The organism is Rickettsia sibirica 246 (genome assembly GCF_000166935.1).
Lineage (GTDB): Bacteria > Pseudomonadota > Alphaproteobacteria > Rickettsiales > Rickettsiaceae > Rickettsia > Rickettsia rickettsii.
The window spans coordinates 852,296-873,711 of sequence record NZ_AABW01000001.1 but is presented as its reverse complement, the minus strand read 5'-3'; the positions used below and the strand labels follow the sequence as shown (position 1 = coordinate 873,711).

Genomic DNA, 21,416 nt, shown 5'->3' with positions numbered 1-21,416 from the left:
GGTCGTCTGCCGATTCTTCATTTACTCGGAGTATATATCGCAGACGACTTTTTATTTTTCCGCCTCATCGATTTCTGCTTTTAGCTTTTCTATTTCTTCTTTTGAAAGTTTAGTATATTTAATTATTGTTTCTAGAGGCTCTTTATCAATTAGCATTTCTTTTGCTATTTCAATATTTCTTCTAGCTTCGCCTTCAGCTCTTCCTTCCTCTTTCATCTTTTTAAAAGCACTAGTTGCAATTCTAAGCCACTCTAAACGATTTTCATATTCCTCTCTTTCTGCATCATTTAAATTTATTACCTCAAGCACGTTTAATGCTTTTTTCAATACATCATTATCCAATTCTTTCGGTAAATTATCTTTATTTAATAAATCATTACGTGTTAAAAATGCTAGCCATATATCTAAAGCATTTTTAACTTTCCTGACAACATCAGATAACTCCTCCTTAGGATGCTTAGCAAATTTATTAATCTCTATCGTATGTAACTCTATATCTTTAAAATATACTAAACCACTTTTTATTTCCTTTAACTGAAAAGAATTATGATATTCATCTGTATCTGTAATACTGGTAAAGTTAAGTATGTGTATCCCTATTGTTTTATTTAATGCCACATAATCTGATCCCTCTTTCAGTTGCTCCGTATACATTTTCGCCCAGTAATACAAAGCTCTTTTATCGTAATCCACTTCATCGGTTACTTGGATTTCGATTTATACCTTTTACTGCTTTTACTTTTGGCTTTTATATCAAGTATAGATAGTTTATTGGCTTTAAAATGCTTTGGATTATACGGATTAAGTAATGTTACTTCTACAATCTGATCTTTCTCACTTACTATCGAATTAATAAGCGATATCAATAAATCTTTATTCTCTTCTACTCCGAAGATTTTTTTAAATGCTAAATCTACTCTCGGATTAACTTTTGACATATTATTATGTTACTGAATGTGATTTTCTCTTTATTTTAGCATATTCTGAGGTAAATATTCTACTATAAATTTATATTAAATCTTTTGCTTATTCACCAATCTATATATCTCTTTTTTACTATAAACATCTTTGAATTTGTCATAAACAAGTTCGGTAGTAGTTTTGCTACTTAAGTTTTTACTTAAGCAAAATTCTATAAATTTTTCTAAATTTTTGTATTGGTTTTGTTCCTGTATATTTCCTGAAATCAACAATACTATCTCACCTTTTAAAATATTATTTTGATAGAACTCTATTATTTCATCTATATCCCCTGTTTTTATTTCTTGATACAGTTTAGTTAACTCACGAGCTACACATATTTCTCGGTTTCCTAGTATTTCCTTAGCTACCGATAAAGTATTTATCAAACGAGGAGCCGTTTCAAAAAAAATCAAAGTAGCCTTAAGATTTACTAGTTCAGAAAAAATCTTTTTCTTACTTTCTATAGTTTTAGGTAAAAACCCGTGAAATAAAAATTGATCAGTAGGAAGAGCCGATAAAGTTAGAGCAGTAACCGGTGCAGATACTCCCGGTACTACGTCTATATGACAATTAAGATTGCGTATACCTCTAACTAACTTATAGCCGGGATCGGAAATTAAAGGAGTCCCTGCATCAGAAATTAAGCTTATTATATTGCCCGATTTTATTAAACTTATGATATTTTCTCTATCTTTCTCGTCACTATGATCATTATAAATTTGTAATTTTGTATGAATATCATGTTTTGCTAGCAATTTTTGTGATATTCTAGTATCCTCGCATAAGATAATATCCGAATTTTTTAAAGTCGATATAGCACGAAGCGTTATATCTTCAAAATTACCGATCGGTGTTGAAACAATATATAATCCCGGTTTGGAAAGATATCTAATCATAGTTTTTTAATTTTAAGTAACATTATGGCTAGTATAAAACATAAACTACGAATCGTTCTATCATTTTTTTGCTTGATATATTTAACGTCCTGTCAAACTCCTAAAGAAGAACCTATAAGTTTTCCTAAAAAAGAACAAACAGAAATTGAGATTGCAATTTTAATGCCAAATCAGGGTCCTGATAGTATTGTCGGGAAACAATATAAAGATTTAATTAAAATGGGACTTAACGACGGAATCAAATCTTACATACATGTTACTTCTTACGATGGTTCAGACGAAAAAAACGTTTTAGCTGCTATGGATAAAATAGTAGCACGTAAAACTAAGATTATTTTAGGTCCTCTATATTCTAACTTTACCTCTCTAATAGCCGAAAAAGCAAAGGCAAATGATATTATTATAATAACTATGTCAAATAATCCGGCTCTTGCAGAAGATAAATTATTTGTATTCGGTCATGCACCTTTAAAACCACTGATACGTATCATTAATTATTACGCAAGTAACAACCATAAAGATTTTATGGCATTATTACCTAAAGGGAAGCATTCGCAAACTATTAGTCAAGTAATGCAAAATATATTGATTCAGAACAATGCATCATTATCACGCACTGAATTTTATGAGGATAATCCTGAATCTATAGCAAAAGCCGCAAGAAATATTTCAGACAATACCGATATTATAAATGAACATAGCGACACGACAAAACCGGTTATTTATCTATCAGACGATCCAAAAAATTTAAACCTACTTGCTGATAGTATTCGTAAATATAATTTAGATAAAAAGGCTATTTTAATCGGTGATCATCGTATTGATATCGATTACCCTGAAAATATCGATATTAGCTTTACCGGCTCTTTAAATTTACTCAATAGCAACGTTCCGGATAGGGCAAAAGACTTAGGTATTAACCATATAGGCTTCATGCATCTTCTTTCTTATGATTTAGGACGTATGACTGCAAACTATATAGGCAATGAATTTGCATCTGAAAGGTTTTTAAATAGAATGAACAGTAGACAACCTTATATAGGTTTATCCGGTAATATTTATTTCATCGATGGAGTAGCTCAGAGACGATATGATATTATTAGGAAAGAGAATGGGATATATTCTACTGTTTCAGGAAATTAGGGCGTTGTTGTATCTTGGTCACTCAGTGACCTGACCATGTGTTGTACGAATGTTCAGGATGTCATTCCCGCGGAAGCGGGAATAAACATTGAGTAGGTTTTTCAAGCCATGCAACAAGGCTGGTCAAGCCACAGGATGACAAAGGGACACTAACTAAAGATTAATTATTTATTTTTATCATTATCACTACCGTCGTCTTTCATGCCGTCTTTAAAAGCTTTAAGACCTTTAGCAAGATCGGACATGACTTGCGGTAATTTGCCGGCACCGAATAATACAAAAATAATTAATAAAACTATTAATAAATGGCTAAAGCTCATTCCCATGATATTTTTTTTGCTGTATAAGTTAAAATTTAATTATATAAGATATTATAACTCTAATCTAGGATAAAATAATTAAAGAAATGTTTACTAAAAAACAATTTTCAGAATTTTTTGCTACTTTTTTTTATATCGGGAAAATAAAATACTGCCCAGGCACTTTTGGATCGATTGCTGCTTTCCCTCTAACTTATTTCTTAATATATTTTATTGTTAATAACAAAATAATCATTCCTTTCTTAAGTCTTACTCTCGGTGAAGCTCAACTTGTCAGTATATTTATTATAAGCTTTAGCCTATGTTTGATACTCTTAATACTCGGCACTTATTTTACTAAAATATATTTAAATTATACAAATTCAGAAGACCCTAAAGAAGTGGTCATTGATGAAGTAGTAGGGCAAATACTAACTATTGTTTTAGTATTTTTTTCCGCTTTATTTGCTAATGAATCGTATTTAATTAAATATTTTAGTCCGCTAACAATAAATATTATATTACTTTTCGTATTACCTTTTTGTCTATTCCGATTTTTTGATATAGTAAAGCCCTGGCCTATTAATTGGTTGGACAACAATATTAAGGGCAGTATCGGCATTATGCTTGATGATTTGCTAGCCGCAATATTTGCTGCGGTAACTCAATACGCAATTATATTTGTGTTAATAGATATTCGACAATAGATTTGCTATAAAAAAAGATCATTGACTAATTTCTAATATAATAATATGATACGATAAATATTTATAAATTTTTAAAGAGATAGTTTTCATGTTCGCAGTTATAAAAGCAGGTGGAAAACAATATAAAGTAGACAGAAATAGTATTATTAAAGTCGAAAAAATTGATGGAGAACTTGGCTCTAAAATTCAGTTTGATCAAATTTTAATGATTGGCGAATACTCAAAGCCTTCTTTTATTGGGACTCCAATAGTTAAAGGGGCTGTCGTTACGGCTGAAATTACTAACCAACTTAAAGATAATAAAATTATAGTCTTTAAGAAAAAGCGTAGAAAAAATTATCGTCGTAAAGCCGGTCATCGTCAAGAATTGACGGAATTAAAAATATTAGATATTACCAAACAATAATAATAACTTAAAAGGAATTATAAAATGGCAACCAAAAAAGCCGGTGGTAGTTCTAGAAATGGAAGAGACTCGGCCGGTCGAAGGCTGGGAGTTAAAAAAGCCGATGGACAATATGTAATACCCGGTAATATTATAGTTAGACAACGCGGCACAAAAATTCATCCTGGAACGAATGTAGGGCTTGGCAAAGATCATACAATATTTGCTTTGATAGAAGGTAGAGTAGAATTTTTAACTAAGCGAAATCATAAAATCGTGAATGTTAAAGAAATTGCAAGTACTTAAGTATTGCGATTTGATCTACTAGTGTTACGTGGAACGAAAAATGCTTTTTATGGCATTGTTACGTTGATTGGTCAAGTCCACTTGGTTACCCCGTGGCTTGACTAAAGGGCCCATAAAAATAATTTAAAGTACTAATATTGTTAGTATTTTAAGCTGGGTCCCGCGATCAAGTCGCGAGATGACAATTGAAAACCGTTCCACACAATAATGTCTGTAAGTGCGCTAGATGATGACAGGCGGAAATTAATTATATAACATAATATTCTATTAGGCTTTCTTTATTTATGGCCTTAATAATTCAAAAGTTCGGTGGCACTTCCGTTGCAAATATTGATAGAATAAAAAAAATCGTTCCTATCATAAAAACCGAAATAGCTAAAAATAACCAAGTAATTGTAGTAGTTTCGGCTATGGCAGGTGTTACTAATCAACTTGTCACATTGTGTAATGAAGTATCAAGCCTTAATAACATTTCTCAATTTGCAGAATATGATGTAGCACTTTCTAGCGGTGAAATAGTCACTGCTTCATTACTAGCACTCGCTCTTCAAGAAGAAGATATAAAGGCGCGATCATTTCTAGCTTGGCAATTACCGATGCTCACCGATAATAATCATAGTAAAGCTTTAGTAGAATCAATTACTACAGATTTACTAGAAAAATATTTACAGTTAAATACCATCCCTATAATAGCCGGTTTTCAAGGAATTAACAAATCCAATAGGTTAACTACTTTGGGCAGAGGAGGATCTGATACTACTGCCGCCTTAATCGCTGCAGCTATGAAAGCCGATAGATGTGATATTTATACCGATGTAGAGGGAATATTTACTGCTGATCCAAGAATTATTCCAAATGCCAAGAAGATAAAAGAAATAGATTTTTTAGAAATGTTAGAACTAGCATCAAGTGGAGCAAAAGTACTACACCCTAGAGCCGGAGAGTTAGTAATGCGGTATAAAATAGATATGCGTGTTCTGTCAACATTTTCACCGGATACAGAAGGTACGTTAATCACTTCAAAGGATAAAAATATGGAGAATGGGATTATTAACAGCATTACTTCTAATAAAAATTTATTAAAAATATTTGTAAAGAGCATATCTTTAAGTTTTTTGCAAGTTGCAAATATGATTACACAAAATAATAATCATATTGAGTTTATGCAAACAAATAATGAAGAATATAGTTTTATTACAAATTTAACCGATAAAAATAATTTACAAGCTTTACTGACTAATTTAAAAGAGGATAAGCAGATACAAGATTTTACTTTTGATACCGAAATTGCTACAATCTCTCTTATTGGTTATGGGATTAAAAATGATTGTAAATTACTTGAAACGATATTATCAAAGTTAACGAACGATAATATAGATGTTCACATGATACAATTATCAGAAGTTAAAATTACCTTATTCATAAATGATCAAGATGCAGAAAAAACAATTTTTAATTTATATAATCTTTTTAAAATATCTTAGATTCTGCATCTGAAATTTAATTTATAGAAAAAGAAGTGGAACAGACATGGCTCATACTACAGAAAAATTTTATAATTTGTGACAAAAAAAGTGAAAATAGATTAATTTAAATTTCATATATAAGACCTAAATACTTAATTCAATAGCTTAAATTTATTATTTTCATTATAATTATCTTCTATTTACTATTTATTAGTTATATATTAATAAATAAGTCTAAGAGACTATCTATGAAGTTATTTTAACTCTCAATTTTTAGGAGTAAATTTTACAGGAACAAATAATGAGTGAAGATATAAGGTCAAAAGAACGATTTAATCGGATTAACGATATATCAGAAACAAATAAAGATGATCCAGAAGAAATTAGAAATAATTTTAAAAAATTTGTACTGAATATATTAGAAACAGACAATATAACCCCGTATAAGTTAAGTGAAAAAACAGGTACTCATGAAACAGCGTGGAAAAATTTTCTAGATGGTCGTACAAAAATGCCTGATATGGGAGCAATTGTTGCTCTTGCAGATTATAAAAATGTTCCACTAGATGAAGTAATAGGCAGAGATATAAATAAAGCAAAAAAGATAACGGTAGAAATAAAACAAACTCCGGAAATATCGGCATCTATAGCTAAACTACCAAAAGATATACTGCAAGAAGCCATGTTGATAGGAGACAAAACTAGAGGGTTTATTCATAAACCAACAAATAAAAAGACAAAATCTTTTGCTGAACAAGTTAAAAGCTCTAATAAACCGAAAGGAAGGTCTATCTAAATACAAATATGTTTTTCAATATTGAGCCTAATATAAAACTTAAAACCTTACTTGATATTCTAAAATGGAAAATAACTTCAAAACGACCAAAATGGCCGACAACACTGCTGTTTACTTCCACTGATATTCCACCACAAAAAATAACTAGCAGTAAAAATACACAGCTAAATCTCGATCGCTTCAGACAAGATGAATTTAAGGACGAGTCTGCACAGTGTACATTAGTACGTGATACAGACGAGTTCCACGAAATTCATTAGTATCAAGCGATCGAGATGACGCTGTACGAGTAGCCTACGTAGGACATGTAACCTTTTGAATTCAAATAGACGGTTTAAATATCTTAACCGATCCGGTATGGTCGGAGCGGGTTAGTCCTTTTACTTTTACAGGACCAACGAGAGTGGTAAAACCCGGTATTAATTTTACCAATTTACCTTAAATAGATGTTATATTAATAAGCCATAATCACTATGACCATTTAGACATCAGAACAATTAAAGATTTATGGGTACAGGATAACCCTAAGATTATTACACCGCTAATGAATGACGTAATAATCAAAAAACATATTACCGATGCAGAAATTGTTACCTTAGGGTGGGAAGAGTCATATAAAGAACAAGAAATACAGCTAAATTCAAAAAGTTTCTAAGAAGATGAAATTAAAGGCGATGTAGAATTTTATTTAGAACCGACATAGCATTGGTCGGCTAGAGGAATATTTGATAAAAATAAAGCATTATGGGGAACTTTGATCATTAAAACTAAGATAGGAGATATTTGTTTTATAGGTGATTCGGGTTATAACGATAATCTTTTTAAAGAGATCGGAAAAAAACATAATATTGATGAAAATAAGTTGATTACCCCTGAAATAGGTGAATTTTTCCTATTTGATAAAAATGATTTATAGTTTATGCACTTAAATTAGATGTGTTTTGTCTACCCATACTATATGTTTTACTGGATCCCGTGAATAAATCACGGAATGACAGAGAGGAATAATAAGCCACACCAACCAACCCTGAACGACACAAAATTCAGTTTATAATGGAGATAAAAGCATATTTATTACTGAATAAAAATTGCCAATTTCTGATTTATCACAAGAAGAGAAAATAGAGCTACTAAATGGTTGTGCTTGGGGCGTTGCATTTGTCCATAATATTCTACCACTTTTTGCTTCTACTATTCCTATAGACATAAATATATTATCTGCATTACTTACTGAACAACCCAAAGCACTCATTAAAAAGTCATGTGTACGAGCTCCATTAGTCTTTATCATTTGCACATAATTAAGTAATACAAATATATCAGCTCCTGTTTTTTCTCCTAACATTATAACAGGTTCACCTCAGGCCATAATAAAGGCGTATATAAAGCAGTATAAGTATTATTATAGGAGCTACGGAAACGAGATACTAAATCATCAAGCTTTTGTGTTCTAATATCTTTGTTGTGCAATAGCTTAACTCTTAAACCATTCTTCTGCATTGCTAAAGAAATTTCTTGCTTCAACAATTCTTCCAAATGATCTTCATAGTTATATTTACATTCTTTGCAATTACCAATATCTAACGTATATACTTCCGTTTGCATCGGTAAAACTAATATTTCCTTGTATACATAAGATAATAAAAATTATAGATTTATGAAAAATTTTATGCATAACATTTAAAGTTACCGTCAAGATTTATTTTTTACCTATTACGGTTAAATAATATGGTCATAGAATAAGCAAGTACGGCAAACATGCAAAGATATAAAATCGGGAATAGGTTAAAATCAAATGATTTTATTACCTTTGCACAAATATAATTAGCAGTACCGGACATTAACATTGAGCCGATATTATGTCCTAAACTTATAACACGATAGCGTTCTTTAACTACAAAAGACTTAATAACTATACTATGAGCAAGAGAATTAAAAGGTGCAACTGATGCAGCTAACATTAAACTAGCTGCAAGCCCTAAATTAGTCATTTGATATTTTACTGCTATCACAAAAAATACACTTGCTGTAATAGTACATATAAATGCGATTTTTAATACTGAATTAACTCCTAAGCGATCGGCAATAAAACCGGCAATCGGCATGCAAACAGCAAAACATATTACTATTAAGACCGAAAAAGCACTCATAATAATACCGACTGAAGGTAATACGATCGGTAAATATTGCTTCATAAAGATGATCGCAATTTGATATGTTGCTCCAAAACCTCCGGCTAAAAATATTAACCGTGCAATATTTTTCCATTGCTTTTTAATTATAGAGCTAAGTTTTTCAATAGAATCTTGGCTATAGTGTGCTTTTTTAAACTCCGGTGTTTCATCAAATTTCCGGCGATAATAAAGAGTTATTAATGCAAGTGGTAAACTTAGTAAAAACGGAATACGCCAACCCCACTCCGGAAAAATATGAGAATTAAAGAAATTAGTTGCACCGATTCCGCATAATAAACCCATTACTCCTGTACATCTAGTTATTGCCGAGGCAGTAAATCGGTATTTTGCTCCTAAATGTTCAATAACATAAATCGCTGCACCGTCATATTCCCCTCCAATAAAAATACCTTGCATGAAGCGACATAAAACTAAAATTATTGTACTCCAAACTCCTATCGAGGAATAATCGGGCAATAAACCTATTATTAAGGTAGGGATTACAATACCGATAATCGTAAAACTTAAGGCTTTTTTTCGACCGTATATATCCCCTATACGTCCAAAAATATAAGCACCCATAGGCTTTGATAAATATGCTGCTGCATAAACGGCAAAAACATTTACAAGCTTTGTTAATAGATCAGTACTGGCTGAAAAGAATTTATCAGCGATAATTGCCGCTGAAAAACCATATAAACTATAGTCGTAATATTCAATAATAGTGCCTAAAAAAGCACCGAGAACTTTATTGCGTGATTTTGTTTGTTTCATTTTAAAGGTATACTGTGAGTAAACGAAAAGTAGGTAGACGACGAAGTTTAATTTGGAAAAGAGCAAGGCGTTTTGAAGCTGATAACCGCAGTGTACATACTAGTACGTGAGGATTATCAGCAAAAGACAACGTAGCCAATTTTTCAAATCAAACGAGTATACATGACCGCTTTGGCCGTTACTTAAAATCCTTCAAAGACCTTTATGTAAAGGTGGACTTCATATATCTAAACTGAATTAGTATTAGACAGGGACGATGTCCTAAAAGTTAGTGGTAGTCCTAGGTTAATATTAAGCTCACGAACCAAGCAGCTAATAGTTAATATATCACTTTCCCATTTTACGTGCAAGGTTTTCTAGGTAACCTGCTATAGTAGTTAAGGTTTCTGCGAATTTTTCTTCGTCGGGATGATTTTTTTGAAGACCATTTTTATTAAGTTTTTCTGTTAGACTAGCTATTTCAGCTTGTGCATTAAGTGATGCCATAACTAATAATAGCTCAAAAGAGGCTGTGGGACTACCAAGTTTAATTTCCGCTATTTTATCATTCAATTTATTCGCTAAAGATAGTAATTCTTCCTCATCTCCATTATTACAATATAATTGAAAACTCTTGTTATTTAATGTTACCGTAACAATTGACATAATTATTTTTGCTGTTTTTTTATTTCTTCAAGTTCATTAATATAAGTGTTAATTCGATCTAGCATTATTATATAATTATCTTTTAATACTTTATTTTCGTTTTGTAATTTTTGAACTTCATTTTGATTATTTACAAGCATACTCAACAAATCATCGAGTTTATGTTCTACTTCTTCCATTAATTTCTTTAGACTGCTTACATAACTTGCTTCTAAAGGTAATTTGTACGTCGATCCTGTACTCGCATCCTCACGTACGTCTATGTACGCTGCGGTGCCGCGTTCCGTGTCTCCTTCAAATGCCTCTTTATTAGCTTCATTCTGTAAGCAGTCTAATATTTCATTATCCATTTTCGTTTAAGCATTAATTATGAATGGATGACTTACAATAATAATTGATAACATTATAATAGATATAAGTACTAATTGTTTTTTACGTTTATAATTTATCACCGTAGCTCTTTTATTATTTAATAATTTTTCGGTTTCGTTCTGTTTAGTAGCTTCTATCTGCTCTGCATTTCTATCTTTTACATTAAGATAATCCAAGTATAATTTTAAGTAACCTCTTACGTATACTTCTCCCGGTAAAACATCAAAATCACCCTCTTCTAAAGCTACTAAATATTTTTTTCTAATTTTTAAATCACTAGATACCTGATTTAAAGTTTTACCTAAATCTAACCTAATTTGCTTAAGCATTGACGACATAATTTACTCAAGTTTCTGTAAGAATATTTCAAATTTCTTGTTTGCTAAAATAATTATATTTAAGTCTATAGTTTCTTGAGCTTTCATTTCTTTAATAAAATCAAGCAAATTTCTAACTAAGTTATTATTATTATCAATCCATAAATCTAAATCAATAGTTGTTTTAGATTTATTAATTATTTTTATTAATAATCTACGTTGTTTGTCATATAAATCATCTTTTAGCGATTGAATACCTAAGCGACGCCAAAATGAATCGTTCAATTGCCTATCACAAGCTTTACGTAACCAATCAAGACTAAACATATCACTTATAACAAAATAAACTTTTGCTATCTCTTTATTATTCCCTGAAGTCTGTTTTGTTACATATATAATGTCAAATACTGAAATTAAATTGTCAAATGTAGCGATAGTAGCAGCCAATGATTCCTCTACCCCGCTAGTGGTATAATAATTTAATTTTTCTTCAAATCTTATTTTAGTTTCTCCGACTAATAAAGTATCTACCGTTTTTCTTAAGTTTTGTGCAGGAACTCTAAACTCTTCTATAGTTTCACTAATATTAATAGGATGTTTTAAATTTTTAATAAACCACGAAATACCTCGACGCATTAATTTCGTTATTTCGGTAAACATGTCGATTTTTACATTGTAATCAATATTAGTAGGTAGCTTACTTATCGTTTCCCATATATCATCAAGATCAAAAATTTCACAAATAATGGTATATGACCTTATTATATCACAAAGAGGAGCCCCAATCTCACGCTTTACAATACTAATAAGCGGTCCTCCAAGCTGATTCATTATTTTATTTATAGTAACGGTTTTAATAATCTCATGTTTAAGTGGATGAGATAAAATTTCATTACGAAACTTTTTTTGCATCATTTCAGGAAAATAATCTATAAGATATGCATCAAAATATTGATCATGGGAAAAAGTAGAATTAATTAACTCATGATAAGCAGATCTCTTACTATATGATAGCAATATGCAAAGCTCAGGACGAGTTAATACTTCACCGCTCATAGCTCTGCTATTCAATTCTTCTGCACTAGGCAAGAATTCATTTTCCCGCTCTAATACTTTTTCTTCTTCTAAAATATCTATAAATTGACTAAGTATATTAACAGTTAAAGTAGGAGATAGTTGCATAATTGTTATTGCTTCGGTTTGCTTATAATTATCAAGTAATACTAACTCTTCAACTTGCTTTGTCATATCGTTTAGAAGTTTATTACGTTCTTCTAAAGTAATTTTTCCTGAGGTTATCGCACTACTTAAAGCAATCTTGATATTTACCTCATGATCGGAGCAATCAACACCTGCTGAATTATCAATAAAGTCAGCATTTATGCGCCCGCCTTTTTTAGCATATTCAACTCTACCTCTCTGTGATACCCCAACATTACCGCCTTCTGCTATAACTTTTGCTCTAATTTCTTCACCGTTACATCTAAGGTTATCATTTGCTTTATCACCGATTTCTAAATTATTTTCCGTTTTAGCTTTGATATAAGTGCCTATTCCGCCATTCCACAATAAATCAACATCTGCTTTTAAAATAGCTTTAATTAATTCTTCCGGTGATAATTCATTATCATTTATATCAAGTAATTTTTTAATTTCTGGCGATAATTTTATTAATTTACTACTGCGTTCAAATACTTTGCCTCCTTTAGAAATAAGCTTAGAATCATAATCAGACCAATTAGACCCCTTTAAATTAAATAAACGCAAACGCTCATTAAAACTTGATAAAGGATCAGGAGTAGGATCAATAAATATATGTTTATGATTAAAGGCAGCAACTAACTTAATAGTCTCTGATCTGAGCATACCGTTACCGAACACATCTCCCGACATATCTCCTATACCTACGACGGTAATAGGGTCTTTTTGGACATCTAACCCTAAAGTTTTAAAGTGATTAGTTACGGAAATCCAAGCTCCTTTGGAAGTAATAGCCATTTTTTTATGATCGTAACCTGCAGAACCACCGGAAGCAAAAGCATCATCAAGCCAGTAATTATATTCTCTTGCCACACTATTAGCATAATCCGAAAATGAGGCTGTACCTTTATCGGCAGCAACCACTAAATAAGGATCTTCTTTATCATAAATAATAACGTCTTTTGGATGTACTACTTTACCGTCAATGATATTATCAGTTATGTCTAATAAACCTCTAAGGAAATTCTTATAGCACTCTACCACTTTTTCCATATATTCATCACGAGTAAGCCCTTCCTCAGTAAAATGAACATAAAATCCACCTTTAGAACCGACAGGGACAATAACAGAATTCTTAGTCATTTGTGCTTTCATAAGCCCAAGGACCTCAAGCCTATAATCTTCTGCTCTATCCGACCATCTAAGCCCTCCGCGTGATACGGGACCGCCTCTTAAATGAACAGCTTCAAAATTTCTAGAATAAACAAATGCTTCGGCAAACGGAACAGGTTTAGGTAAATCCGGTACTTTTGAAGAATCAAACTTAAATGAAAAAATATGTTTATGTGGTTGATAGTAATTTGTTCTAGTAATAGCATTAACTATACCAAGCATATTACGTAGTACTTTATCTTCACTACTCATCTCAACGGTTACTAAGTAATTATTTAGTTTATCTTTAATTACGTCACAATTATTATCCGAATGTTTAGGATTAAATTTTATATCAAATAGATTTACCAACATTTTTGTATATTCGGGATGTTTAAGTAACGTTAACTGTACATAGCCTTTACCGTAACTAAATCCCGTTTGATGTAAATATCTTGTTAAAGCTTTGACGAGTTTAACTTGCTTCCAATTAAAACCGGCAAGCACTATTAATTTACTTAAAGAATCATTAGCAAGCATCCCAAGTGCCATTTTGTCTAAAGCTTCTTCAACATTTATTTTTAATTCGGTAATATTATCCTTTACAGGTACAATAGAAGTTAAGATAAAATTATATATCCAGCTTTCTTTGATTTCGAGAGCCTCCTTAATTGCAAAAGTTTGTTCATCAATTGCTTTAAAACCTAAATTTTCTATTGGCGGCAATATGTTAGAAAGTGCAAGTTTTACTTTTGGACTATATATTTTTAAGTAAAATTCCGTTTCATTTACAGAAACTAGATTAAACATACATTTTTGTGACTTACTTGCTTCCGTTAGATATTCAATATCTACTAAAGCTATTTCCGGAGAAAATTTTTGCCGATAATCTGCCGAAAAAACATTATCAAAAAGCTTTAAATTAATACCCGCTTGATATTCGCCGAATTTTTTAGAAAACTTAAAATAAAAATCTTCACTCCAACATGTAGAGATACGATCTAAATCGTGCTGTATTATTTCTGCTTCAAAATTTATTTTATGTTCCCCTTGTGCTTCAAGCGTTACAAAAAGATAAGAAAAATTACCGGCTACTTCGGTGATATAGTTGGATAAAATTTTACTACCAAATTTTTCTGCTAAATAACAATCTATCATATTATGGATTTCAGCCGTTAAACGTTCTCGTGGCAGAAAAATTATGATATTAAGAAAAGAACTAGACCAATCATATTGAATAAATAATTTAAGCTTCTTACTCATCATACTTGAGAGCATATGTAAACACATACAATATAAATCACCTTGATCAATTTGTATTAAAGCTTCTCTCGGTAACGACTCCATTAAAATTCTTAACTTATCAGCATTATAACCAGATAATGCAAAACCGGCTTTCTCAATTACAAAATTAAATTTTTGTCGTAGGATTGGAATATTACTTATTGAATGGTAATACATATTTGAATTATATATACCGAAAATTATACTTCCCGAAATATATTCACCCGAAGAGTCAAAATTTTTCACTAAGATATAGTCGATTAAATTATCTGAATGGATAAGCGACGCACTATTTATTTTACCGAGTATTATTAATTGATTTTGATATAAAGGATTAGCAGAACATTTTATAATATCATCAATCTCGTCTTTTACTTCTTGCCATATTTTTGTTGCTCCTATTTCATTGCTTAATTTTAAAGATTTTACTTCAAAATCAAGAGTCCCTAATAAAACCAAATTATCGTTTTGTAACCAATTTAAGAATTCTTTAGCCTCTTTAAAATTTAATTTATAATTATCAATTATATTTTTAGATAAATCTTGTAATTTTGTGCGTAATTGCGGTAAATAGCTATAGCTTTGCTCTAACTTTTCTAATCTTTCATTTATAGCCTCGGTTAAAAATGTAGTAGTTTTATCGTCAAAATTTCCTAAAATGGTTAAATGTAGCATTGATTCTGATTTTTCATCCGACACAGAATTTGCTAATATTTTTTCTAATTCTCCTTTACTATTTCGGACACAGTTTATTACCGGATGGAGTAAAAACTTAGTTTGCAAATTCATATTTTTAAGCAGACATATGATAAAATCAACAATATGCGGCTTATTATCAAGTAATATCAAGACATTTATTGCCGGATCATTTTCGATAACTGCCTTTGTTATTGCTATTTTTCTTGTTCTTGCTATCCTTTGCTTAAAAAACTTAAAGGCTTCATCTGCAAAATTTTGGAATAATTTTGCTCTATTCTCAAAATCATAATCTATCGGAATATAGTTTAAAAACTTTTGAACAAAATCTATATATATGGAACTTGACTCACGTTCCTTGCTAAGTTCTAGAATTTTAGTTTTATAATTCGGGATTTGACAATTTAAACGGCTAAAGTTTAAAGAGGTTGTTTTTGGGGTCATGATTTTCTTAATTAATAATAATATGATTATTTCTGTTGTTATTATATTATATAAAATAACTTAAGCAAGAGGCATAGAAAATAAGTGGAAACGATATTTGCACAAAGCTCTGCATTCGGTAAAGCAGGCGTAGCAGTTTTTAGGATTTCTGGTCCTAAAAGTTTAGAAGTTTTACAGCTACTTACCGGTAGAAAGGACTTTAAATCAAGATTAATGTATTATCAACAAATTACAGTCCCTGAAACTAAGGAGCTAATCGATAATGTTATGGTTGTTTATTTTAAGTCACCTGGTAGCTTTACCGGGGAAGACGTAGTCGAAATTCACACGCATGGCAGTAAAGCTATATCTATAATGCTGACAAATGCATTATTAAATATAGCTGGTATTCGTTTGGCAGAAGCAGGAGAGTTTACCAAAAGAGCTTTTTTAAATAACAAATTTGATTTAACAGCAGCAGAGGGGATAGCCGATTTAATTAATGCCGAAACTATAATGCAGCATAAGCAAGCAATTAGACAAGCAAGCGGCAAACTTGAAGCATTATATAATAATTGGCGTAGTCAGCTTTTAAAAATGATCTCTCTGCTTGAAGCTTATATAGATTTCCCGGATGAAGATATACCTGATACCGTCCTTAATGAAGTTACTAATACTCATACAATTCTTGTAAATACAATATCGGAATATCTTAATGATAACAGAAAAGGAGAATTACTACGAAGTGGTCTTAAGCTTGCAATTATCGGTCCGCCAAACGTTGGTAAGTCTAGCTTACTAAACTTCTTAATGCAGAGAGATATAGCGATTGTCTCAAATATTGCAGGAACTACTAGAGATATAATTGAGGGACATTTAGACATTGGCGGCTATCCTATTATTTTACAGGATACAGCAGGTATAAGAGAAGAAAGTAGTGACATTATCGAGCAGGAAGGTATAAAACGAGCTATAAATTCAGCTAAAACAGCAGATATTAAAATTATAATGTTTGATGCCGAAAAATTAGACTCCTCTATAAATGAAGATATTATTAATTTAATTGATGAAAATACTATCACAATAATTAATAAAATCGATTTAATCGAAGCTAGTAAAATCTTTTCTATTGAAAATAAATATAAATGCTTAAGAGTTTCAGTAAAAAATAATATTGCTCTTTCAAGTATATTAAAAAATATTGAAAATATTGCCGAAAATATGGCAGGATTTACTGAAACTCCTTATATAACAAATCAGCGTCATCGTAACTATTTACAACAAGCTCTCTCACATTTAACGGCTTTTAGCTTAGATAATGATTTAGTTCTAGCAACTGAAGATATTAGAATGACGGCACGCTGCATCGGTGCAATTACAGGTGTTATCAACGTAGAAGAAATACTAGGCGAGATCTTTAAAAATTTCTGCATAGGTAAGTAATATTGTATAGCTCGTTCTATGTCATCCCCGCAAGGTATTATTGCATGGACACTAAATCATCATTGCGAGCGACTGTAAGGAGCGTGGCAACCTCATGAAACAGTAGATTTCTTGCATAACCTCCTTCTAAAGATAATTTGTACTTCAATCCGGTGCTCACATCCGTTTCCTGTAAATTCCTCTTTATAAGATAGGTTATGCAAGAAGTCTAGTACAAAATGATTGCCAAGTCGAGGCTTTGTCTCTCCTCGCAATGACGAAAAAACGAAACATTACAGCATAACAATCATCTTTCTCAAATCTTTCCATATATTAATTTATTTTAACTTTATCTTGACAAAAACATTAACATACTTTAGAAACCACGTTTTATTAATTAAAGGAGTAACATTATGGCATCTGTATTAAATATAAATTTTAACTGCGTTATGCCTATATTTAGCAATGAAATAGTAAGCCGTTTACCGGGTAATGTAAACCACATCATTCATAAATTAAGCAGTACTATATTTTCATCAGTATATAGTACTGTTGAAGGAGCTTTTAAAAAAGGTTATATAGTCGATCATACACAGTGTAATTGGAAAAACATTGAACAATCTTTCAATGAGTCCCCAAATGATTTTTCAATACTATACCAAGAGTGCAACAATGGTTTAAATATTCCAATAAATAATATTTTTATCGATGCTGAAAATAATCCTCATATACTTTTACAACAAGCCGTAACACCTCATCAAAACGGTACGGCTAGTATTCTTAGTCAACTTTATAAAGTAATAAATGATTATATATTCTCTCAAGGCAATATTACCGAAACTAGCGGAGCTGATTTCTTAGGTTTAAATGAATGCACTAAAGAAGAAGCTATGAGTGCTTTACAAAACTATAACGCTTATAAAGAAACTTTAATCCCTCGTGAATCGTTTATAAATACTCTTGAAAATACTCTAAATCACTTAGGTCTCTCTTTAGATAATGTCTCTCCTACAGAAATAGGTAAAAATATTTTAGATCAACTCGGTAAAGCTTACACTGACCCTACTACTACAGAAAGACCTAACGATGATACAAATGACGGTGGATATAGCAGCGGTGCTTATATAGCTGGAATAGCATTAGGAACATTAGCTGTAGGTACGATCTTAGGGTATTGTATTAAATATGGATGGGATTGGTATAAGGGAAGAAATATACAAAATGAAAATTTAGATTTAATAATGAAGAATAAAGAATTAGCATTTGTAGAACTACTATATGAAAATTTTAAGAAGAATGCAGTTATATTCGATGAAATTATAAAAATAAATAATTTACATGATATTATAAAACTAGCAAAATCTATTAAGGAATATGAATTCTCAATACTACCACTAACTAATTTAAATAATGAAATTGTAAAATTAAATTCCCCATCCGCTATAGCAGTAAACTTAGATTCTTCAAGCGGAATATTGCATGAAATATGTAAGAGTCTTGGCGGTGATGATAGTTTTCAGACTATCAGCAACTTTGCACGCTTAATAACAATTATACGAACAACAAATCCCAAGTCTGAAGAATATAAAGAAAGCATTATAGAAATATTTGAGATATTTAATCCTTGTTACACAGATATTGACTATCAAAATTGCGAAATGCCGTTATTAGCCGATGTATCATCACCATATAACTCCTTAGGTATAGAAGCATAGAACGTTGTTAGTACCATAACAAACCATCATTGACTTTTTGAAAGTTATATATAAAATGATGCTTAGAGTAGCAAAGTGTTATTTCGGGGTGTCGAAACCTCTGCCAAAAGTGAGAACATTTCTTACAAAACTGATGCAATCCTCGACTTCACGATCGGGGTTATAATAGCTATGTCCAAGGTTTAAAGCTTAAGCTTAGAACCTAAAGGCTATTATGGCTATCGTTGATGGTTTTCTTACTCCCCCGACCACTAAGAGTTTATTTCTCTTCGGTGGTTGAAACTTAAGCAGTGTAAGTTTAATTAATCGGGAACAAATATGTCTGACCACAATACTAAAACCATCTCAAGACTCATCATAGAATTTATTTTAAATGAAAATAAAAAAATCTAAGAGCCAAGATAGCAGATTTACTAGAAAGACCTATAACAAAAAGCGATATCGAAAGAATAGAACAACGCTTAACAGAATTAGAAAAAATATTTAGTAATGATTTATAGCCTTGAAAATATCATCATCTCATTTTATTAACTACCTACTATAAAAATAAGCACTAAGATCATTATTAACCATTATGGTAAATAGTGCAAAAATAGCAAAAGACGGTAAGTTTTCTATACCAGTTTCATCATATTAATGTAGAGAGGTAGATACTTTAAAAGGAGGAAGAACATACATAATCACACCCGCCAATATTAGCATGATTATTCCTAGAATAATACCTACTATATTAAATGCATTTATAAAAGTAATATTAACATCCTTAATTAATTCGTAAGCAAACGAAGGTGGTAGTTGTTGAGCAATAATTATTCCTTCACCGATTGAGTCATGAGCTATTTCTGCAATTGATACAGAAACACCGTGAGGCATTACTAGATTGTTACTATATATAAAGACGTAATACTCACAATAACAGCTATACCTAATACATTACCTAATTCATATGCTGTTTCTTGTAATGCTGCTGCACCTCCAGATCTCTCTGCCGGTACTGCTGCATTCATCATAACTGTTACGGTGTAGAGAGACATAGACTACTTCCTATACCAAGCAATCCAAGATATATAACATAGTATTCGATAATAAATCTCTATAGTCTAATATACTAGGTAAAATCAATGATATAGTAGTAAAGATAAGCCCACTAAACATTATTACACGTGCGATAAATCGTGTGAGTAAATATGGCATAACTAAAAATGCAATTAAAGCAAAAACTGCTGCAGGCAACATATAAAGACCTGCATACAAAGGACTTAACCCTTTGATAAACTGTAACCATAAGGACATAAGATACATTATGGATCCTAAGACACACGTAATCAGCAAATAAACTATTACTCCTATACTAAAATTGCTAATTAAGAATAAACGCATATCCACTAATGGATCATCACTTTTAAGTTGGCATAACGTAAGGTAACTATTATTAGTAACACAATGCCAATTAATAGCATTCCGCCGGATGCTAGATTCATAATACCGTATTTAGCCAATATCTCAATGTCTTGAACTAAAGCTGCCATCCCAAAAAACGATTGAAATACTCCTATCCAATCCCATGGGTTCATTACTAGGATTAGATGATTTAGGAATCCAAACTATACCAAAAGCAATAATTACTAATGCAATAGGTGCATTTATTAAAAAATGCAAATTGCCAACTTAAAAGCTCAACCAATACTCCTCCTAGTACTGGTCCTATAGCTGCTCCTACGGTTGCCATTATTCCCCACACGGATATTGCGATCATACGTTCATGTGTATTATAAAGTGAAAGGCATCATCTCTGATCCTCCTAACCCAAGTAAAGCACGACATAATACTAATCCCCATGAGCTATCAAATACATAAACTAACATTGAAGCGATGGAAAAAACTAAAAGCCCCCAAAGTAATAATCTTTTACGACCAAATCTATCTCCTAATGCACCTGCGGTAATGAGAAGACCTGATAATACTAATGCATATGCATTGATTATCCATAATTGTTGTAAATTAGATGGTTTTAAATCAAGGATTATAGTAGGAATAACAGCATACAAGACTGTAGCATCCATCGATACCAAAAGTAAGCAAATGCTTAAAATAATTAAAATATGCCATCTAAATTTATAAGATATAGATGATGAATTATCTTTAGCGATATATTCAGTTTGCGGAAATTGTGGTACCATATGTGATAAGTTATTTAATAAGGGTTTTACTAAATCTATCTTTTTCGAGAACTATGGGACTGTTAACAAGTAATTTAATTAGCTTTAAAATTTCTTTTGTT

26 protein-coding genes and 1 other RNA gene are annotated in these 21,416 nt (G+C 31.2%); 10 read left to right on the top strand and 17 right to left on the bottom strand.

All coding sequences use genetic code 11. The annotated features are described in order from the left end of the window. Positions 1 to 51: 51 nt before the first annotated feature. The 3 genes from RSIB_RS01705 to rsmI all read right to left on the bottom strand — a co-directional run bounded on the left by RSIB_RS01705 (position 52) and on the right by rsmI (position 1,859). Positions 52 to 693, bottom strand: coding sequence for an Rpn family recombination-promoting nuclease/putative transposase (locus RSIB_RS01705; RefSeq protein WP_279624975.1), 642 nt, complete (start codon positions 691 to 693; stop codon positions 52 to 54). Between the two features lie 8 nt (positions 694 to 701). Further along, positions 702 to 938 carry a PD-(D/E)XK nuclease family transposase gene (locus RSIB_RS10250; protein ID WP_004997489.1) on the bottom strand — a complete coding sequence of 79 codons (237 nt, stop codon included), beginning with the start codon at positions 936 to 938 and terminating at the stop codon, positions 702 to 704. A 75-nt stretch (positions 939 to 1,013) separates the two neighbouring features. After that, a complete protein-coding gene (gene rsmI / locus RSIB_RS01715; RefSeq protein ID WP_004997486.1) occupies positions 1,014 to 1,859 on the bottom strand; it encodes a 16S rRNA (cytidine(1402)-2'-O)-methyltransferase in 846 nt (281 codons plus the stop codon). Between the two features lie 24 nt (positions 1,860 to 1,883). Between rsmI and RSIB_RS01720 the strand changes: the two genes are divergently transcribed. Next, complete coding sequence (locus RSIB_RS01720) at positions 1,884 to 3,002, top strand: penicillin-binding protein activator (RefSeq protein ID WP_004997485.1); 1,119 nt, start codon at positions 1,884 to 1,886, stop codon at positions 3,000 to 3,002. Positions 3,003 to 3,166: 164 nt separating this feature from the next. Here the strand turns inward: RSIB_RS01720 and tatA are convergent, their stop codons facing one another. After that, positions 3,167 to 3,328, bottom strand: a complete 162-nt coding sequence (gene tatA / locus RSIB_RS01725) for a twin-arginine translocase TatA (RefSeq protein WP_004997483.1) — start codon at positions 3,326 to 3,328, stop codon at positions 3,167 to 3,169. 80 nt (positions 3,329 to 3,408) lie between these two features. Here tatA and RSIB_RS01730 point away from each other — a divergent pair, with 80 nt between their 5' ends. The 7 genes from RSIB_RS01730 to RSIB_RS01755 all read left to right on the top strand — a co-directional run bounded on the left by RSIB_RS01730 (position 3,409) and on the right by RSIB_RS01755 (position 7,877). After that, on the top strand, positions 3,409 to 4,008 hold the full coding sequence (locus tag RSIB_RS01730) for a phosphatidylglycerophosphatase A family protein (RefSeq protein ID WP_004997482.1): 600 nt from the start codon (positions 3,409 to 3,411) through the stop codon (positions 4,006 to 4,008). Positions 4,009 to 4,096: 88 nt separating this feature from the next. Continuing rightward, entirely contained in the window at positions 4,097 to 4,414 is a 318-nt protein-coding gene (gene rplU, locus RSIB_RS01735) for a 50S ribosomal protein L21 (protein WP_004997480.1), read from the top strand. 24 nt (positions 4,415 to 4,438) lie between these two features. Then, complete coding sequence (gene rpmA, locus RSIB_RS01740) at positions 4,439 to 4,699, top strand: 50S ribosomal protein L27 (RefSeq protein ID WP_004997475.1); 261 nt, start codon at positions 4,439 to 4,441, stop codon at positions 4,697 to 4,699. 284 nt (positions 4,700 to 4,983) lie between these two features. Beyond that, positions 4,984 to 6,183, top strand: a complete 1,200-nt coding sequence (locus RSIB_RS01745) for an aspartate kinase (protein WP_004997471.1) — start codon at positions 4,984 to 4,986, stop codon at positions 6,181 to 6,183. Positions 6,184 to 6,466: 283 nt separating this feature from the next. Continuing rightward, positions 6,467 to 6,961 (top strand): helix-turn-helix domain-containing protein, encoded by a 495-nt coding sequence (locus RSIB_RS01750; RefSeq protein ID WP_004997468.1) that lies wholly within the window; start codon positions 6,467 to 6,469, stop codon positions 6,959 to 6,961. Positions 6,962 to 7,403: 442 nt separating this feature from the next. After that, complete coding sequence (locus RSIB_RS10495) at positions 7,404 to 7,616, top strand: MBL fold metallo-hydrolase (protein ID WP_340139616.1); 213 nt, start codon at positions 7,404 to 7,406, stop codon at positions 7,614 to 7,616. Between the two features lie 99 nt (positions 7,617 to 7,715). Further along, a complete protein-coding gene (locus tag RSIB_RS01755) occupies positions 7,716 to 7,877 on the top strand; it encodes a hypothetical protein (protein ID WP_004997461.1) in 162 nt (53 codons plus the stop codon). A 132-nt stretch (positions 7,878 to 8,009) separates the two neighbouring features. Here the strand turns inward: RSIB_RS01755 and RSIB_RS01760 are convergent, their stop codons facing one another. The 8 genes from RSIB_RS01760 to RSIB_RS01790 form a co-directional block, all read right to left on the bottom strand. Beyond that, positions 8,010 to 8,306, bottom strand: coding sequence for a hypothetical protein (locus RSIB_RS01760; RefSeq protein ID WP_004997460.1), 297 nt, complete (start codon positions 8,304 to 8,306; stop codon positions 8,010 to 8,012). Next, a complete protein-coding gene (locus RSIB_RS01765; protein ID WP_004997459.1) occupies positions 8,306 to 8,566 on the bottom strand; it encodes a hypothetical protein in 261 nt (86 codons plus the stop codon). Before RSIB_RS01765 ends, RSIB_RS01760 begins: the two co-directional genes overlap by 1 nt. A gap of 101 nt (positions 8,567 to 8,667) precedes the next feature. Next, positions 8,668 to 9,909: an MFS transporter gene (locus RSIB_RS01770; protein ID WP_004997456.1), complete on the bottom strand. Its 1,242-nt coding sequence runs from the start codon at positions 9,907 to 9,909 to the stop codon at positions 8,668 to 8,670. A 159-nt stretch (positions 9,910 to 10,068) separates the two neighbouring features. Further along, positions 10,069 to 10,227: non-coding RNA, 6S RNA (ssrS, locus tag RSIB_RS08035), on the bottom strand. Between the two features lie 9 nt (positions 10,228 to 10,236). Then, the gene (locus RSIB_RS01775) at positions 10,237 to 10,554 is read right to left on the bottom strand and encodes a cell division protein ZapA (protein ID WP_004997454.1); all 318 of its coding nucleotides are present in this window, start codon (positions 10,552 to 10,554) and stop codon (positions 10,237 to 10,239) included. 2 nt (positions 10,555 to 10,556) lie between these two features. After that, entirely contained in the window at positions 10,557 to 10,904 is a 348-nt protein-coding gene (locus RSIB_RS01780; protein ID WP_004997450.1) for a palindromic element RPE1 domain-containing protein, read from the bottom strand. 6 nt (positions 10,905 to 10,910) lie between these two features. Further along, positions 10,911 to 11,264 carry a helix-turn-helix domain-containing protein gene (locus RSIB_RS01785; protein ID WP_004997448.1) on the bottom strand — a complete coding sequence of 118 codons (354 nt, stop codon included), beginning with the start codon at positions 11,262 to 11,264 and terminating at the stop codon, positions 10,911 to 10,913. A gap of 3 nt (positions 11,265 to 11,267) precedes the next feature. After that, the gene (locus RSIB_RS01790) at positions 11,268 to 16,019 is read right to left on the bottom strand and encodes an NAD-glutamate dehydrogenase (RefSeq protein ID WP_004997446.1); all 4,752 of its coding nucleotides are present in this window, start codon (positions 16,017 to 16,019) and stop codon (positions 11,268 to 11,270) included. Positions 16,020 to 16,103: 84 nt separating this feature from the next. Here RSIB_RS01790 and mnmE point away from each other — a divergent pair, with 84 nt between their 5' ends. Together mnmE and RSIB_RS01800 are read left to right on the top strand one after the other, a co-directional pair. After that, positions 16,104 to 17,441: a tRNA uridine-5-carboxymethylaminomethyl(34) synthesis GTPase MnmE gene (mnmE, locus tag RSIB_RS01795; protein ID WP_004997443.1), complete on the top strand. Its 1,338-nt coding sequence runs from the start codon at positions 16,104 to 16,106 to the stop codon at positions 17,439 to 17,441. 392 nt (positions 17,442 to 17,833) lie between these two features. Further along, on the top strand, positions 17,834 to 19,135 hold the full coding sequence (locus RSIB_RS01800) for a DUF5460 family protein (protein WP_004997441.1): 1,302 nt from the start codon (positions 17,834 to 17,836) through the stop codon (positions 19,133 to 19,135). Positions 19,136 to 19,768: 633 nt separating this feature from the next. On the opposite strand, the gene RSIB_RS01805 is transcribed toward RSIB_RS01800, so the two are convergent. The 5 genes from RSIB_RS01805 to RSIB_RS10240 form a co-directional block, all read right to left on the bottom strand. Beyond that, positions 19,769 to 20,008 (bottom strand): hypothetical protein, encoded by a 240-nt coding sequence (locus RSIB_RS01805; RefSeq protein ID WP_004997439.1) that lies wholly within the window; start codon positions 20,006 to 20,008, stop codon positions 19,769 to 19,771. A 2-nt stretch (positions 20,009 to 20,010) separates the two neighbouring features. Continuing rightward, entirely contained in the window at positions 20,011 to 20,169 is a 159-nt protein-coding gene (locus RSIB_RS09185) for a hypothetical protein (RefSeq protein WP_167316969.1), read from the bottom strand. Positions 20,170 to 20,520: 351 nt separating this feature from the next. Next, positions 20,521 to 20,709, bottom strand: coding sequence for a hypothetical protein (locus tag RSIB_RS06285; protein ID WP_032850722.1), 189 nt, complete (start codon positions 20,707 to 20,709; stop codon positions 20,521 to 20,523). Between the two features lie 17 nt (positions 20,710 to 20,726). Further along, positions 20,727 to 20,864, bottom strand: coding sequence for a hypothetical protein (locus RSIB_RS10245; RefSeq protein ID WP_016926570.1), 138 nt, complete (start codon positions 20,862 to 20,864; stop codon positions 20,727 to 20,729). 40 nt (positions 20,865 to 20,904) lie between these two features. Next, complete coding sequence (locus RSIB_RS10240; RefSeq protein ID WP_004997435.1) at positions 20,905 to 21,315, bottom strand: MFS transporter; 411 nt, start codon at positions 21,313 to 21,315, stop codon at positions 20,905 to 20,907. Between the last annotated feature and the right edge of the window lie 101 nt (positions 21,316 to 21,416).